Origin of the sequence: Dapis purpurea BLCC-M126 (assembly GCF_050015975.1) — a bacterium.
Lineage (GTDB): Bacteria > Cyanobacteriota > Cyanobacteriia > Cyanobacteriales > Microcoleaceae > Trichodesmium.
Genome location: NZ_JBNHER010000272.1, coordinates 33,704 through 50,668, shown reverse-complemented (window position 1 = coordinate 50,668; position 16,965 = coordinate 33,704). Strand labels below are relative to the sequence as shown.

Below are 16,965 nucleotides of genomic sequence, written 5' to 3'. Positions count from 1 at the left end.
ATGAAACAAGAAAATGAAACGAGTAATGTTTGTGTGTCATAAAAATTCTGCCCGTTCCCAAATGGCAGAAGGATTTGCTCATTCTCTAGATCCAGATGGAAAATTTACTTTTATTAGTGCAGGGTTAGAAAAGAGTTCAGTTCATCCACTCACCATTCAGGTTATGTCTGAAGTTGGAATTGATATTTGTCAGCAAACTTCTAAAAGAATAGATAATTTCAACTCTCAAGATTTTGATGTTGTTGCTTCTATGTGTGGTTGTGGAAATATGTTACCTGTAGAATGGCTAATGGTTGAAGAATTCCAGGAGTGGCAAATTCCCGATCCTGAAGGCAATTCTGTTGAGATATTTCGTCAAGCTCGAGAGCAAGTAAAACAACAGGTAGAATATTTATTGATATTTCTGCGCCTCAAATCAAGATGAGTAGAAATGTTTGAACAAAACTTCAATGGAACAGTCTCAAGAAAAACCGCAAATTTTTCTGCAACTGCAGGCAGATTTAGTCCAGTAGTGGACCGTTTCAACTAAAATAGTGCATTAGATTTGTCATTGCGAACGACAGTGAAGCAATCTCTAGACACTTTTCTATTGCAACATTTAAGATGAAACGTTCCAGTAGGGTGCGTTAGACGGCGAAAATCTAGACTGTGCAAAGCATTTAACAAACCTTCGTAACGCACCAATTTAGATTTGTCAATCCAGTAGGTTATTTTCATAAATTTTAGTTGTTAAAACACCCTTTAAAGGAGGAAAAAATATGGCAATACGCATTGGAATTAATGGATTTGGTCGTATGGGAAGGTTAGGACTCCGTGCAGCTTGGGGATGGCCGGAACTAGAATTTGTTCACATTAATGAAATTAAAGGAGGAACGACAGCAGCAGCACATTTACTTAAGTTTGATTCTGTACATGGCAGGTGGTCCCCGGAAGTAGAAGCAGCAGGTGACCAAGTAATAATTGATGGTACACCTCTGAGTTTCAGTGAATATTCCCAACCAGGTGAAGTACCTTGGGAAAAATTTGGTGTTGATATTGTATTGGAATGTTCTGGCAAATTTAGGACTAAAAGCACCCTCGAACCTTACTTTGAGCATGGTGTAAAAAAGGTGATTGTTGCGGCACCAGTCAAGGAAGAAGCTTTAAATGTTGTCATGGGTGTAAATGATCATCTCTATGAACCTGAAAAACATCACTTACTTACGGCAGCTTCTTGTACTACCAACTGTTTAGCTCCAGTGGTGAAGGTAATTCACGAAGGATTAGGAATTAAACATGGAGTTATTACCACTATCCATGACAATACTAATACTCAGATTATTGTTGATGCACCTCATAAAGATTTACGTCGTGCCAGAGCTACAAGTCTTTCACTAATTCCTACCACAACCGGATCGGCAACAGCGATCGGATTAATTTATCCAGAACTTAATGGTAAGTTGAATGGTTTAGCAGTACGAGTTCCTTTGTTAAATGCTTCTTTGACAGACTGTGTATTTGAGGTAGTTCGCCCTACCACAGTAGGAGAAATTAACAGTTTATTGGAAACTGCATCACAACAACCACCACTCAAAGGAATTTTGGGTTATGAAGAACGTCCTTTAGTTTCCGTTGACTATAAAGATGACCCCCGATCTTCTATTATTGATGCTCTCTCAACAATGGTAGTAGACGAAACTCAAGTTAAAATTTTGGCTTGGTATGACAATGAATGGGGTTATGCTAACCGCATGGCAGAGTTAGCTCGAAAAGTTGCTCTAAGTTTGAAGTAGTTATTCTCAGCATTCACCTTTTCGTGTGGAATGCTACGCCAATAACTTTTGAATATCTTCAAGTAACTACTTGTTTGTAGTTGCGCTTTAGCGCCTTCCAAATATTTCCCTAGCACTAAAGAGCAACTACCAGCCTAATTATTAAGTATTCAAAAGAACGTAATATAACTACCTTTCTTGAATATGACTTAGGCAGTACAAGGTATTTTCGTCATTGCGACTTATAGGGAAGCAATCTCATATAGAATCCCGTTGAATAGTCGTCATTGCAACCGAGAAGGAAGCAATCTCAGTGCATCCCTGAGATTGCTTCCTTCCACTCGGTTCCAGTCGCAATGACTTGGCTATATTAATTATCCGGATTTTATATCATATCATGTCCGTTGGTATCGTTTGTGTAAAAGCCGTGGAAATATCTACTTTATGTCAGATTTTTCCTTTTATTAAAGCTTCTTTCTTCTTCCTTCTTCCTTCTTCCTTACCTTTCCTATACAATACCGATGCTACCGGACATGATATCAAACCCTAGTTTTTCCTACCTAATGCCTAAGTCCTGTTGAATTTAGTATTATTTTGGAATAATTAAAATCTATGGCTTCTACCACAAGTGCTAGTTTAAGAAATTATGCCCTAGTCACGCTTGCCTACTGGGGCTTCACCATTACTGATGGTGCTTTGCGAATGTTGGTGCTACTCTACTTCTACAAAATTGGCTATACTCCCATAGAAATCGCCTCTTTGTTCTTATTTTATGAAGTTTTTGGCATCTTCACTAATTTTTTCGGCGGTTGGATCGGTTCTCAGTTTGGATTAAGAGTGACTCTCTACAGTGGTATTGGGTTACAGGTTTTGTCCCTGATTATGCTTTCTTATGTAGACCAAAATTGGGCGCAGTGGTTGGCTGTGTTTTATGTGATGGTAGCACAAGCATTTTCTGGAGTTGCCAAAGACCTAACGAAAATGAGTTCTAAAAGTGCTATTAGGTTAGTAGTTCCCCAAGATGCTCAATCATCTCTATTTAAGTGGGTGGCAGTGTTAACTGGTTCTAAGAATGCTCTTAAAGGAGTTGGTTTTTTTGTAGGTAGTGCGCTGCTGTCATTATTTGGATTTGTTAATGCTCTGTGGATAATGGCGGGGGGACTCTTTTTGATTATGTTCACTGGTTTAATGTTGCCAAAGGGGATGGGTAAAATTAAGCAGAAGGTGAAATTTAAACAACTTTTTTCTAAAAGTCAGGAAATTAATATTCTTTCTGCTGCCCGCTTCTTTTTATTTGGTTCGCGAGATGTCTGGTTTGTAGTAGGATTACCCGTTTTCTTACAAGGTGTTTTGGGTTGGTCGTTTTATCAAGTTGGTGGATTTATGGCTTGTTGGGTAATTGGCTATGGTATTATTCAATCTTTAGCACCAACACTTATACAAAAATTTGGGTCTGGTGAGCCACCACAATCACAAACTATCCAGTTTTGGACATTTACATTAACTGGTATTCCCTGCGCGATCGCTATGGCGCTACAATTCGGTTTACCTGCTAATTTGGTTATTGTTGGTGGGTTGATGTTATTTGGTGTAGTGTTTGCTTTTAACTCTGCCGTTCATTCCTACCTGGTATTGGCATTTACTGATGATGACAAAGTAGCTTTAAATGTTGGCTTCTATTATATGGCTAATTCTGGTGGTCGTCTTGCAGGTACAGTTTTATCTGGGTTAGTTTATCAGATATTTGGTTTAGTTGGTTGTCTGTGGGTATCGACGTTGTTTGTTTTAGCAGCAGCTTTAGTTTCTCTGAAGTTACCCGATCCTCAACCGAGTCAAGCTATTGCTTGGAAAGCTGGATCTGGGGATTGATAAGTTAGATTAGGCCGAGTAGTAGTAACTAAACAAAATTGTACAATTAGCATTGGTGTAATATGATGTCCGAATAATCAGTGATAAAAAAGTATATGGTTTGTAGTTGGGCTTTAGCCCGAACTGTAGATAGGGCTAAAGCCCAACTACAAGCTTTAATTATAACTATTCAACCGGACATGATATAATTAGATGTTATAGGGACGAATGGCCATTCGTCCCAGGAGTTAGGAGGAAAGAGAATTGAGAAAGATTTGGCAATGATTGAAGATAGAACATTTTTTTATCAGGAATTAAATGGATTTGAGATTACATATCGTATGGATGTCTTCTATGAATCCATTTTTCTTTGTCTCTAAATATGTGGCTAGTTTCTTCATTTTTCAGTAAATAAATAAATGTACCATTGGCATATTCTATATCAAGCACCACTGCTAGTATAGGTCTACCTGGATTATAAACTTTTACTTTTTGTCCTCTTGTAAAAGATGGTGTCATCTACTTTCCCTAATATTTTTCTCATTTTAGTATAAAGAAGCTTAAATCTTTAAAACCTTACATCATCAGCTAGATACTTAGGAATTTACTGAATAACAATCGCGCCCCCGATCTTTTGCTTGATACAAGGCTTGATCTGCCATCTCAATTAAGGTATTAGGGGAACTTTCTAATGTAGGTATCATACTAGCAATTCCCAAACTGAGAGAAACAACAGCACTAACTTCCGATTTTTCATGAGGAATAGCTTGTAAGCGAATTGCTTTTTGGATATTTTCTACTAAAGCAATCGCTCCTTCTCGATTTGTATGCGGTAAAATCACTACAAATTCTTCTCCTCCATAACGGGCAACTAAATCTGACGATCTTTTGAGGGCATCATTGATAGTTTTAGCTATTTGTTTTAAACAATTATCACCTCCTTGATGTCCATAAAAATCATTGTAAAGTTTAAAGTAATCTACGTCACATAAAATTAAGGATAAAAATTGTTTTTCCCTTTGACAACGGCCCCATTCTCTGACTAGAATTTCATCAAAACTGCGACGATTATAAATTCCTGTTAGTCCGTCTCTAGTTGCCAAAGAATTTAATTCTAATTCTACCTTTTTTCTAGCGGTAATATCTCTGACTGTAATTGTCAATCCATCTGCTAATTTAACAGCACTAAAATTATACCATTTTTGTACTTTTTCATACTCATAAGTCAAGTCTCTGTTTAAAGGTATTCCTGTTTCTACAATTCTAACAAATAAGTCAAATAAATTTGTGTCTATTTGATTAATAAGTTTTTGGGAGATTAATTTCCCCGTTAAATTTTCTACATTTTGATAAAATACTTTTGCCAGAATAGGATTTATGACTAGACAACGAAAACTCTCAATTTTTGATGTTTTGGGATTTCTTACTGCTTCTAAAGCAGCAATTCCATCAAGGGAATTAGTTAAAATACTAGAAATTAATGCTTTTTCTTTTTGTAAAAGTATTTTCTGATTTTGAATCGTCAATTGACTCTTGATTCTTGCTAGAACTTCTTCTTGTTGGAAAGGTTTAGTAATATAGTCTATTCCCCCCACTTCAAATGCCTTAACTTTATCAAATACTTCACTTAAAGCACTAATGAAAATAATAGGAATATCTTTGGTTTCCTTATCTGATTTTAATTTTTGACAAACTTCATAGCCATCCATATCTGGCATTTTTATATCTAATAAAATCAGATCAGGAAGTTCTTTTTTTACTGCTTTTATAGCACTTTGACCATTAGTTACTTTTCTAATTTTATAATCTTGATTTTTTAGGATATTGACTAAAACTTTCAGATTTGCTGGAAGATCGTCAACTACTAAAATATTTGCTAGTTTTGGGCGTTGCATTGTTTATTAAAAAAAAATTACATATTAAATATAGTTTGCCGAAAAAGTCTTATGGGTTAGGGCAGGAGTCATTTCAGTTATCAGTTATCATGAGGAATAAGCAATTACAAAGGATATAGTCGGAAGAATTATCCCTCAAAATTATAGGTTTTAGGGAACAGGGAATAAAAGAGAAATAAAGATAGGTTGACCTCATTAGTCTGAGAAACGCTATCGTTAGACAAAATTAATTACATAAACTGGTTGTGCATAAAGAAAATTTTGGAGTTTTTTTGGCTTTTTCACATATTCTTATTATCAGTTGATTTCTGGATGAATAGCGATAATGTGCATGAATTGTCACAAGAAATTATGCTGCTGTTATGGACGTGCAAAAAAATACATAATTTGATTCAAAATACCATGTTCATGCATATCGAAACCTAGCATAGCTACATCGCTTATTGGAACTCGAACTACTTGATTAGTTATCCCACACTTTACTAATGTACTACCCATAGACTTAAAGCAGAAACCCTTATCTAGTCTTAATACTAATATGTAAATATTTCTGTCCGATTACTTACTTATTTTGTATCTAAATTTTCTATGATCTTTGTAATATTATCAAGTTGAAAATCTTCAACAAAAGTCATTAATTTCTCTGCTAATAAATAATATTCTTGAGGAATTTCTTCTATTAATTCTAAAACTAACTCATCATCTAAAGATTCAGTTGCATCATATAATCTATCTAACCATTCTTGAGGCATCAAAGTCAAATCCTCTGGACTGAGAATTTCTGATTTAGTTTGCTTCCGATCTTGTTCTTCTTCATAAATATATTCAACCCCTAAGTGTTTTTCTAGAGCTTCAAATATTTGGGATTGTCGAAATGGTTTTCTAATAAAATCATTACATCCTGCTGATAATACTATTGCTTTTTCTTCCTCTAATATACTTGCAGTTAAAGCAATAATTGCTGTAGCATTTCCTTTAACCGTACCTTTTATATATTGGGTTGCTTCATAACCATCCATAACTGGCATTCTCATATCCATAAAAATTAAATGAGGTTCCCATTCTTCCCATTTTTGGATTGCTTCTTGACCATTAATTCCTTCTTGGATTTCAAAACCTAATGGTTGTAGTAATTTGATTAACAGTAAACGATTGTTTGAGCGATCGTCAACAATCAGAATTTTATAGCGATTTTGCCCTGGTTTTAAAGCAATAACATGATGAGTAGGTTGTTTCGTTTCTACATCAACATCACTAACAATAGTAGGTTGAATATTAAAAGTAAAAGTTGTACCTTTTCCTAGTTGACTTTTGACAGTAATATCGCCCCCCATTAACTCTACAAATTTACGACTAATTGGTAATCCCAAACCTGTACCTTCTTGACTTTGTTTCCCACTTTCTGTTTGTACAAATGGTTCAAATATTTGAGCTAATTCTGATTCTGCTATCCCAACTCCTGTATCTTCTATAGTGAAAAGTAACGAGCAAATATTTGATGGTTGTTGGGAAGTTTCAATTATTCTATCTTCCTGATTCTTCAAAGCAGATTGAACATGATTTTTTAAGCATTCACTGATAACTGGTGACTGATAATTGTTAACTGAGACAGAAACTCCTCCTTCAGATGTAAATTTAATCCCATTATTAATGAGATTGATTAAAACTTGACGTAACTTGGTTTCATCGGTACTAATATATCGAGGCAAATTTTCGTGATAATCGAATAATAGTTGTAATCCCTTATTTTCTGCTTTGAAATGTAATAAATCTTCTACCTCTTCTAATAATGAATAAAAGTCAAAATTAGAGATATTAAGAGTCATTTTTCCGGCTTCGATTTTAGATAGGTCTAAAATATTGTTGATTAAGGTTAATAAGTAATCTCCACTATTATTAATAATACCAATATTTCCTTTATCTTCCTGAGATAATGTTTGAGAGCGCATCATAATTTGAGAAAATCCTAAAATAGCATTTAAAGGAGTGCGTAATTCGTGACTCATATTGGCAATAAAACTACTTTTGGCTTGGTTGGCAACTTCGGCTTTTTCTTTAGCTATTTCTAATTCTGCTGTTCTTTCAGTCACTTTTTCTTCCAAACTATTAGCATAGTCTTCAACTTGAGCATAAAGTTTGGCATTACTTAAAGCGATCGCTGCTTGTCCGCTAATTAATTGCAAAAATTCAATCCGATCGCTGGTAAAAGCTCCAATGGTAATTTTATTTTCTAAATAAACTATACCAACAAGTTGACCTCGATCGAGTAAAGGATAACATAGGATCGAAAATGGTTTTACAGCTTGAATATAGGCATCTTTACCAAATTTCTCTGATGAACTGGCATCATCAATAACTATGCTTTTACGAGTGCGTTCCACATAAAGGATAATCATCTCTGGTAAAAGTTCAGAGATAACTTGGTTAGGTGAGATATTGGTAGTATTATCCTTGCTATAAATAGCGATAGAGAGATTTCCCGATCCTGGGGATGTTGTCGGAAGTAGCAAACAACCTATTTGTGCCCCCGCATTTTCGAGGAGAATTTTCATCAATGTTTGTAACAAATTTTCTTGCTTAATCTCGGAAGCTATTGCTTCGGAGGATTTCATTACTGTACTCAGATCGAGTTCTTCCCCACTACTGCTATTGCTTTGAGAAATGTCAGACTTTTCCTCTTGGAGAGAGCGCAATAACTGAGGATATTTCTTCTCCAAGTGTTTGACTTTGGCTTTTGCTCCCCAATGCTGATAACAATAACGAGCTTCTAACATATATGTTCGGGCAATTTGCTCTTTGCCCCAATTTAGGTAAAATTTAGCTGCTAGTTCGTTGGCAAGAGCTTCTTCTTGGATAAATTTCTGCTCCTTAGCTCCAGCGATCGCCAAATCGTAGAATTCTATTGCTTCCGACTTTTTTCCTTCAATTCGCGCTCTTTCTGCTGTTACCAGAAAATATTTATGCTCGAAATTTTCTGGGCAATTTTCCGACCAATTTTTGAGTCGTGCTTGATTCCGTTCGACTTCAGACAAACTTAAATCTAAACTGAGTAAAATCAGAGAACTATAGAAATAATAAAGGCTAGAAATTGTAAAACCCTGACAAGCATCTAAAAATTTACCAGCTTTTTCCATCTGTAATAGACTTAGCTCAAAATTGTGCTCTAAATAAGATGCTTGCATTTGTAGAATATAGTAAACGCTCAGTGGCATATATGTTTGAGAAACTTCTTGAGAGCGAATCCAATCTTGAGCTTCCTGATTTAAGCGATCGTTCTCCGAATTATCTAAAGCTTCAGACAATTGGTTGGCAAAAAATCTACCTGCGCCCAGTAAACTTTGTAATATATCATTCTTCAGTTTTTTGGCAGTTGTTAAATGTTTTTCAATATCTGCTGCAATATTGTCTAGGCGATCTCCTGCAAATATTCGATTGCAAATGTGACAGTATAAATTGTATGAAGCAAATTGAACTTCTCCGGAGTCCATACCTGCTACAAATCCTTCATAGTTAATGTTAGCCGCTCCTTGGATTGATTTTGCCCATACTTGAATCCACCCTCCCGTTACTGCCGAAACTCTACATTTTTGAGATTTGTTATTGAGTTTATGACTCAGTTGAATAGCAAAACTAGCAAATTCAAATCCTTTTTTATACTGATTTTTTAATCCTAAAATAAAACCATAATTACCATAAGCTTTAATTGATTCAGGAATATTTCCATATTCTACTGATAAGTTAGCTGCTCTTAAACTAACAAAACTATATAAATCCAGATCTGGAATTAAATATGTTGGTGCATCTAAACTCAATAATAACTTAATTGTCGAACAAATCTCTGGATTAGTTGCTATTGGTAAATCTAGTAAAGAAAGAATCGAACGATTTTGTATTTTCTCCTGAATGTTCCGTTCAAGAGTTACTAATTCGTCTTGAATTAAATTTTCTAAATTATTTCGATTTACATAAATCCCAATTTTTTCTAAACCTTCTAAACCCACTTGAATAGCTTCTTGATATTGACCTTGTAAACTATATCGATCAACTTTTATTTCATAAACTTTAGTAGTATCTAAAGAAGATTTTACAAAGTTGAGCAAAATATCTATTGTCCGATCTAATGAATCAAAATCAACACTCATTAATTGTACTTCAGCCAGAGCTAAATGAATTTGAAATACCAAGTTATAGGATTCTTTCCATGCCCGGTAGCCACCAAGTAATTTAATTCCCAGATTAAAGTAACCTTTTGCCGCTTCATAAGCAGTAGATAATTTTGCTTTTTGTCCGGCAATCAAATTAAGTTTTGATATTTGTTCTTTTTCTAGATCATCATTAATTAAATCTTCAGCAATATTAATTTGATTAACAATTTTAAAAATATTCTCATTGAGTTGAGATTCAGATGTATTTGCCAGAATAATTTTGCCAATTTGATAGTGAATGTTTTGTTTTTGGGATAGAGGAATTAAAGAGTAAGCCGCTTGTTGAATGCGGTCGTGCCCAAACTGATAGTCTTGAATTAAAAGATTCTCGTCTAAAGTAGATTTGGTAATAACAAAACCTTGGTCTATTGCTATTTTTAGTTCCTCAAAAATAATTGAATAAGTTTTTTGACTTATCGAGGAAAGTATTTTTAAATCAAATTCTGTTCCTAAACAAGCTGCCGTTGATAAAATATCCTGTACTGATAGGGGTAACTTATTTAACTGCCCTACCATTAATTCCACCACATTATCTGTAAATTCTAGCCTTTCAATTTCCTCTAAATTCCATTGCCATTGACTCAGATTATAATTAAATTTTAATAAATTTTCGTTGTAGAGATTTTTGAGAAACTGATTGGTAAAAAATGGATTTCCTTGAGTTTTCCGGTTGACTAATTCCACTAAATCTTCAACATTATTTTTTTCTAGATGTAATGTGTCAGCAATCATTTCTCCTACTTGCTCCAACAATAAAGGAGTTAAAATAATTTGTTCTAGATTAGTTCCTTTTTCTTGGAGCTTGTTGATAGTTAAAATTAGCGGATGAGTATCATCTACTTCATTATCCCGATAAGCAAATATCAACAATAAATACTTAATTTTACTGTCTCCCAATAAAGATTCCAATAAATTTAAAGTTGCCGAGTCTGCCCACTGTAAATCATCTAAAAATATTACTAAAGGATGTTCAGAGTCACAAAATACCTGGATAAATTTTTGAAAAACTAGATTGAAACGGTTCGTTACCTCAATTCCAACAAATTCTGGTACTTGAGGTTGAGTACCAATAATTAATTCCAAATCTGGGATAACATCAATTACAACTTGACCATTATCTCCTAATGCTTTGAGTATTTTATTTTGCCATTCTTGCAGAATATTATCTGATTCCCCTAACAATTGCTTCACTAAATCTGTAAAAGCATTTACCAAAGCAGAATAAGGAATATTCCTTTGAAATTGATCGAATTTACCCGAAATAAAATAACCTCGTTTTTCCGTAATAGGTTTGTAGAGCGATCGTACTAAAGCTGTTTTGCCAATACCAGAATAACCACTTACCAATATCAGTTCAGAGGTAAAATTATTATTGCTCTCTACTCCTTGGTTAGCTTCGGCAACACGATCAAATGCTGCAAGTAATCTAGAAATTTCTCCTTCTCTACCATAAAGCTTTTGGGGAATATCAAAGCAATCGGACACATCATTCTGATCCAAAGTAAACTGAGTAATATTACTACTTTTGCTCCACTGTCTCTCACATTCTTCTAAATCTACCTTCAATCTCCATGTACTTTGATAACGATCTTCTGCATTTTTCGCCATCAATTTAGTCACAATATCTGCAACAACTTGTGGGATTTTTCTTTTGTTGCCTAATGCCGGAGGAACCTTAGCAATATGACAATAAACTAACTCTATAGGATCGTTACTCGTAAAAGGTAATTTCCCCGCTAATAACTCATAAAATGTTACCCCTAAAGAATAAAAATCACTACGATAGTCAAGTATCCGGTTCATTCGTCCAGTTTGCTCCGGGGAAATATAAGCAAGAGTTCCTTCTAAAGTATTTGGAGATTCTAAAATAGGATTTTCTCTACTTAGTTGAGTCGAAATTCCTAAATCAATCAATTTTAATTCCATCGTCTCTGGGTTGAGGACAATGTTCGCTGGATTAATATCTTTATGAATTACATTCTGACTGTGAAGTTGCCCTAATGCCTCAGTAATTTTTATTGCCACAGATAAGAATAAATCTATAGTCAATCCTTCAGAATATTCTGTTAACCATTGTTTAAGAGAAATCCCCCCAAAATCTTCAAATACAATTACAAATTTTCGGTTCCATTCTTGCGAACTATAAGCTTTAACAACATTGGATAATTTCAAAGTATTAGTAAGGTAATATTCCTGTTTGTAGCGCCTTAGTTGTTCCGGGGTAGGATAGTCAGCTTTAAGTATTTTCAGAATGACTGAAAGCTTATCTTTAATTTGTGTTGCTCGATAAACCTCAGAATTTTCTCCATGATGAATGGATATTAAATTTTCATATCCTGTAAGATTGAATGTCATCTTTTTTTTGAGATTTTTTTTAGGTCATAATTATTTTACTAAAAATTGCTTTTTTGAATAGATTTATTATTATATTATGTCCGATTGAATAGTTATAAATAACGAGGGAGGAGCCAGGATTCAGGAGTCAGGAGTCAGGAGGGAAGAGGATAAAAATCAACTATAAAAAGGAGAAAGTTTTTTTATCACTAATTATCTGGACATGATATTAGAAATATCGAGAAAAGAGGGAACAGGGAACAGGAAGAAATAATTGATAATTTATAGATAAGAATTGATTTTATTTTTGATTTTCGGAGATGTTTATTTAAACTCCTACACAAACCAACCAAGAAACCAGGTTTATTACCTTAATTATTGTCTTTCAAACGAGGAAATTTCTTTGGGCAACCCGGTTTCTGCATAAGATTATGTCCCTTTGAATAGCGATCGTCAAAGCTCGTAGTAGGGCTTTAGCCTTAGAAATATCCATCTGATGGGCTAAAGCCCTACTACAAACAAAAACTTTACACAAAAGCACCACTTCTCTGTGTAGGTTTCTAATATTTTTGTAAATAGATATTACAGCAGTTTCCAAAGCTATGAGGTACAGTTGTTTTTATTCTTTTCTGTTCCCTGTTCCCTGTTCCCTCAAACCTAAAATTTTGTACCTTATCACAACGGAAAGCGCTGTATGTTAAATATATTAGCGATCGCATATCATCAAAATTCCTTTTTCTGAACCAATAGGAGATATGAACTTATTTCCTCCTAATGCTGTTTTGCCAAGAACTTTACCAGAAGCAGTTACTCGTCTGATTACTATAGGCAGATATTTGCGAGTGTTACAATCAATTTGCACACCCATATAGACTTCTCTCATCCCATCATCATCTTCCCGATCGTATTGCTTTAATATTTCTGCGCCCCACAAATTATCGCCCAGGTATTCAATAGTGTTCATGTTGATTGATGTTGTTACTACACGGTTAGCACCTATGGGATACCAATCTAACATCCGTTGTGTTATCAGCAGACTTGCAAAAAGTTCAAACATAATTAATTCCTTAATAACTGTTGTTAGTTTAACTGACTTTGAACTTTCCTGTACAATTTATTCTAGAATTGCCCTACATAACAACATATATGTGTAGGGGCGGGTTTTTAATAGGTTTTAGGCAAAATTGTCGAAATTTTGCTAAACCCGCCCCCTGGCAATATCATGCACCACCAGGCGCGGGGCGGGTTTAGATGAATTAATATCATGTATCAAAGTTTTCGGCTAAACTCGCCCCTAGCAACTCACAGAATAATAGGGAAAACGATTCGCTTTTATAAAATTTATCGCTGTCTCAGCTATTGCTGGAATTTCTATCAAGACTATTTTTTCTATCAAAAATGGTAAGGGAATTTGTCCAGGGGATACTTTCGTTTTGGGAACTTTGCTCAATATTCCTCTCAATATTCTCTTTCCCCAATCATTTTTCTTGGTTGGTTTTTTCCTGGATGTATAACGCCGACAGAAACCTTTGTATTTGTTGGCGCATTTTTCTAATGATGTACCTAACTCAAAGAAAGCTGGATGCCATTGAGTAATGCCATCCGTTGTTAGTTGTTCATAAGTGCCATAGTTAGAAAAGTCGTAGAAAAAGCCTTCTCTCATTCCTGCTGCTTTGGGGTTAGCATGAATATAACGGATGGTGTTTAATGCTCTTTCTTTATCAGAGTTGGGGAACCCATGACAGATGTATCTTTGTTCCCAAAAGTGTCCTTTGCGGTTAAGGAGAGCGTTGAAAGACATGGCAGAATACCAATTTATCCAGTGCATTTACTACAAAGTCATTGCGAATGGAGCGTCAGCGTAATGAAGCAATCTCTAGGTTTGAGATTGCTTTCCCTTCAGGAATGCTCCGCAAACGCTTCACTCCGTTATGCTCGCAATGACACATGGTTTTCAGCTTCCATCAAGTAGTGAACATGATTGAGCATGATGCACAAGGCGTAAAGTTTTAATGGGTATTTTTCCTGTGCTTGTTTGATGATATGTAGTAGAATTTCCCTGGTTTCCCTACGGGTGAGGTTGAAGTCTCTGTTATTGCACCGAGTCGTAATGTGGTAGGAGTACCCTGATTTAAATTCTCTTTTTGGTCTGCCCATGTCTTTTCAGTTAACTGTTTTTAGTTTTAAGTTGCTCTTTACCAGTTAGTTATCACAGTTATCATTTTTTAGCTTTTAATTACTCCCAACTTCTTCATTCTGTCTCCTGACTCCTTCTTCCCTCTTCATTCTGACTCCTGACTCCTGACTCCTCTCCAAAACAAAATCCCACAAACGATGCGCCATCTCTAATTTACTACAAGACGGAATATCCAACTGACGACCTTCCGCATCCAGAAAAATTCCCTGATTCGTATTACTACCAAAACCCGCACCTTCGCGATCTACAGGATTAGCAACAATAGCATCTAAATTTTTAACCCGCAATTTCTCCAACGCAGGGGCAACAATATCTCCAGTCTGTGCCGCAAAACCAATTAAATATTGGTGAGACTGTTTTAATTTTCCCAACTCTGCCACAATATCAGGTACTGCTGCTAAAGGTAATGAATTTGGTAGCGATCGCTTGGGCAATTTCTCACTACTATATTCAGCAGGCTTTACATCTGCCACTGCAGCAGTCATTACAGTTATATCTGCTTCTGGAAAATTAGCTAACATTGCTTGCTGCATCTGAGCAGCACTCACTACTTCTATAATTTTTACCCCCGACAAGTGCAACTCTCCCACAATACTATGCACCAAAGTTACATTTGCTCCCCGATGCAATGCTGCCTGAACCAAAGCTATTCCCATTTTACCTGTAGAAGGATTACCAATAAATCTCACAGGATCTAAATGTTCCCGCGTTCCCCCTGCACTAATTAATATTTTCTTACCTGCTAAATCTCTTTTACCTGCTGTGTATAATAAAGATTCTATTTTGGTTACTATTTCCCTAGGTTCCGCCATTCGACCTTGACCAATGCGATCGCAAGCTAAAATTCCAGCACCAGGATACATACCATGAAATCGTTTTTCTGTCAATATTTGTTGCCAATTTCGTTGTACTGCTGTTTGTTCCCACATATCAGTATTCATCGCCGGAGCTAATAAAATGGGGCAACTAGAAGCTAAAACAGTATTAGTCAGCAAATTATCAGCAAAACCATAGACTAATTTTGCCAAAGTATTTGCTGTAAGGGGAGCAATAACTATTATTTCTGCCCATTCTCCTAACTGAATATGCAGCGGGCGTCCGTGAGAAGGTTGCCAAAAATCTTGGTCTGTATAAGCAGGATAACGACAGAGAGTAGATAAAGTCAGAGGTGTAATAAATTGTTGAGCAGCATCCGTCAAAATTGCTCTAACTTCAACTCCAGATTTTACTAAAGTAGAAACTACTTCACAAACTTTATAAGCTGCGATACCACCACAAATACCAATTAAAACCTTTCTACCCATAATATAGTAATCTGCGCTTATGTTGTAATGTTTTAAAACTTATTTAGAAAACTATATTCCTGAAACTATAAGTAATCATTTTTGAAAAATTTATAGTAATCAAGAATGATTTATAGCGTTTCCCAACCTCGTGAAGTAAAGTTATCTTTTTATCTTTTTATTATTCCCTATTCCCTTAAAGCTAGAATTTTGTACCTCACCATTATGGGAATTGGTATATGAGATATTTAATAATATTTAAGAGCAATCAAAATCGTTTTATATCCTGACTCCTGACTCCTGTACTTCGCCAATCCGACATTTACCCTATCTGACTCCTAATGAGCACTAAAATCTTACGATTGAAATATGATTACTATAAATAAATAAGGAGTGTTAGATAAAGAATACCCAAAGTAAAAAATCTCCTGGTTATTCTCTGAGAAAACTAACACTCCCACATAAACAAATGATTAAATTATTAACTGACTATTTCCCAAATTTTCCTCAAGCCTCATCACAAGGCTCTAGATCCAATAAATGGATATAAGGTTCAATTAACTCTGGACGTTGAAAGGCGATCGCTCGTAGCAGGTGCCAATCTTTTAACCCGTCAAAAGGATTTTTATAGTCATCTTCTTCCAGACGAAAAGCCAACTTAGCTACATCATCTACAGTAAGATTAGAAACTTCGTTTAAAGAACGGGTTACAGTTTGCATCAAAACCAACCTCCCTGAAATGGCATCTGCTGAAAGTATTAATCAAGATAGAGTGCTATTAACATATCTATAATATAATAGTCCTTCTAAGCTTTTGCTATAACATCTATAACAAAATTTCGCATTAACTTCAAAATTTCTGGGCGAATTTCATGCCCCATATCAAATTCTTGATATTGTATATTTGCCCCTAAATTTGTAAAAGAATCACGTGATCGCCTCCCTTGTTCAATAGGTACAACTGGGTCTTCTATACCATGTACAATTAAAACGGGCGCTAATTTTTCTACAGATGGTTGAAGTGGGGAATGTAAATAGCCACTTAAAATAATTAAACCTGCTAATGGCAGTGTTATCCCCACATCCATAGCCATTGCTCCTCCCTGAGAAAAACCACATAGAATAGTTTTGGATAAAGGTATACCTGTTTTACTTTCCAGAGAAACTAGCCAATCAATCAACATTTGCCGACTTTCGACTAAACCTTGGTATTCTTGGTTGGACAAGTCGTACCACATTTTTCCTCCAGGAACTTCAGGATGAGGTAGTGGAGCATCTGGGAATTCAAACCAATAATCAGGGAGATTTAACTCTTGTACAAAAGGTGTTAAATCATTACAGTTAGCTCCCCATCCATGCAAAGCAACAAACAGAGAATTAGGTTCAGTTTTAGGTGCAACGGGAATTGAATTTAATAGTGTCATTTCAGTTATAAATTATCAGTTATCAGTA

At 35.3% G+C, this 16,965-nt stretch carries 13 protein-coding genes; 3 read left to right on the top strand and 10 right to left on the bottom strand.

From position 1 onward, the window contains the following. Positions 1 to 13: 13 nt before the first annotated feature. On the top strand, positions 14 to 424 hold the full coding sequence (gene arsC, locus ACP6PL_RS25095) for an arsenate reductase, glutathione/glutaredoxin type (RefSeq protein ID WP_426548056.1): 411 nt from the start codon (positions 14 to 16) through the stop codon (positions 422 to 424). A gap of 101 nt (positions 425 to 525) precedes the next feature. Here the strand turns inward: arsC and ACP6PL_RS25090 are convergent, their stop codons facing one another. Continuing rightward, positions 526 to 717, bottom strand: coding sequence for a hypothetical protein (locus tag ACP6PL_RS25090; RefSeq protein WP_426548055.1), 192 nt, complete (start codon positions 715 to 717; stop codon positions 526 to 528). Between the two features lie 41 nt (positions 718 to 758). On the opposite strand from ACP6PL_RS25090, the gene ACP6PL_RS25085 reads away from it, so the two are divergent. Both ACP6PL_RS25085 and arsJ read left to right on the top strand, forming a co-directional pair. Then, positions 759 to 1,772, top strand: a complete 1,014-nt coding sequence (locus tag ACP6PL_RS25085) for an ArsJ-associated glyceraldehyde-3-phosphate dehydrogenase (RefSeq protein ID WP_426548054.1) — start codon at positions 759 to 761, stop codon at positions 1,770 to 1,772. 591 nt (positions 1,773 to 2,363) lie between these two features. Continuing rightward, entirely contained in the window at positions 2,364 to 3,620 is a 1,257-nt protein-coding gene (gene arsJ / locus ACP6PL_RS25080) for an organoarsenical effux MFS transporter ArsJ (protein ID WP_426548053.1), read from the top strand. Positions 3,621 to 3,929: 309 nt separating this feature from the next. Here arsJ and ACP6PL_RS25075 read toward each other — a convergent pair whose 3' ends face one another. From ACP6PL_RS25075 to ACP6PL_RS25035, 9 genes are all read right to left on the bottom strand, one after another. Continuing rightward, on the bottom strand, positions 3,930 to 4,118 hold the full coding sequence (locus ACP6PL_RS25075) for a hypothetical protein (protein ID WP_426548052.1): 189 nt from the start codon (positions 4,116 to 4,118) through the stop codon (positions 3,930 to 3,932). Between the two features lie 77 nt (positions 4,119 to 4,195). Further along, the gene (locus tag ACP6PL_RS25070) at positions 4,196 to 5,494 is read right to left on the bottom strand and encodes a diguanylate cyclase (RefSeq protein WP_426548051.1); all 1,299 of its coding nucleotides are present in this window, start codon (positions 5,492 to 5,494) and stop codon (positions 4,196 to 4,198) included. A gap of 566 nt (positions 5,495 to 6,060) precedes the next feature. After that, positions 6,061 to 12,054: an AAA family ATPase gene (locus ACP6PL_RS25065; RefSeq protein ID WP_426548050.1), complete on the bottom strand. Its 5,994-nt coding sequence runs from the start codon at positions 12,052 to 12,054 to the stop codon at positions 6,061 to 6,063. Positions 12,055 to 12,739: 685 nt separating this feature from the next. Then, positions 12,740 to 13,090: a hypothetical protein gene (locus ACP6PL_RS25060; RefSeq protein ID WP_426548049.1), complete on the bottom strand. Its 351-nt coding sequence runs from the start codon at positions 13,088 to 13,090 to the stop codon at positions 12,740 to 12,742. A gap of 237 nt (positions 13,091 to 13,327) precedes the next feature. Next, entirely contained in the window at positions 13,328 to 13,834 is a 507-nt protein-coding gene (locus tag ACP6PL_RS25055; protein WP_426548048.1) for a transposase, read from the bottom strand. 128 nt (positions 13,835 to 13,962) lie between these two features. Beyond that, a complete protein-coding gene (locus tag ACP6PL_RS25050; protein ID WP_426548047.1) occupies positions 13,963 to 14,190 on the bottom strand; it encodes a transposase in 228 nt (75 codons plus the stop codon). A 75-nt stretch (positions 14,191 to 14,265) separates the two neighbouring features. Further along, positions 14,266 to 15,534, bottom strand: a complete 1,269-nt coding sequence (coaBC, locus tag ACP6PL_RS25045; RefSeq protein ID WP_426548046.1) for a bifunctional phosphopantothenoylcysteine decarboxylase/phosphopantothenate--cysteine ligase CoaBC — start codon at positions 15,532 to 15,534, stop codon at positions 14,266 to 14,268. 486 nt (positions 15,535 to 16,020) lie between these two features. Then, positions 16,021 to 16,233, bottom strand: a complete 213-nt coding sequence (gene isiD / locus ACP6PL_RS25040) for a protein IsiD (RefSeq protein WP_426548045.1) — start codon at positions 16,231 to 16,233, stop codon at positions 16,021 to 16,023. A gap of 86 nt (positions 16,234 to 16,319) precedes the next feature. Then, complete coding sequence (locus tag ACP6PL_RS25035; protein ID WP_426548044.1) at positions 16,320 to 16,937, bottom strand: alpha/beta hydrolase; 618 nt, start codon at positions 16,935 to 16,937, stop codon at positions 16,320 to 16,322. Between the last annotated feature and the right edge of the window lie 28 nt (positions 16,938 to 16,965).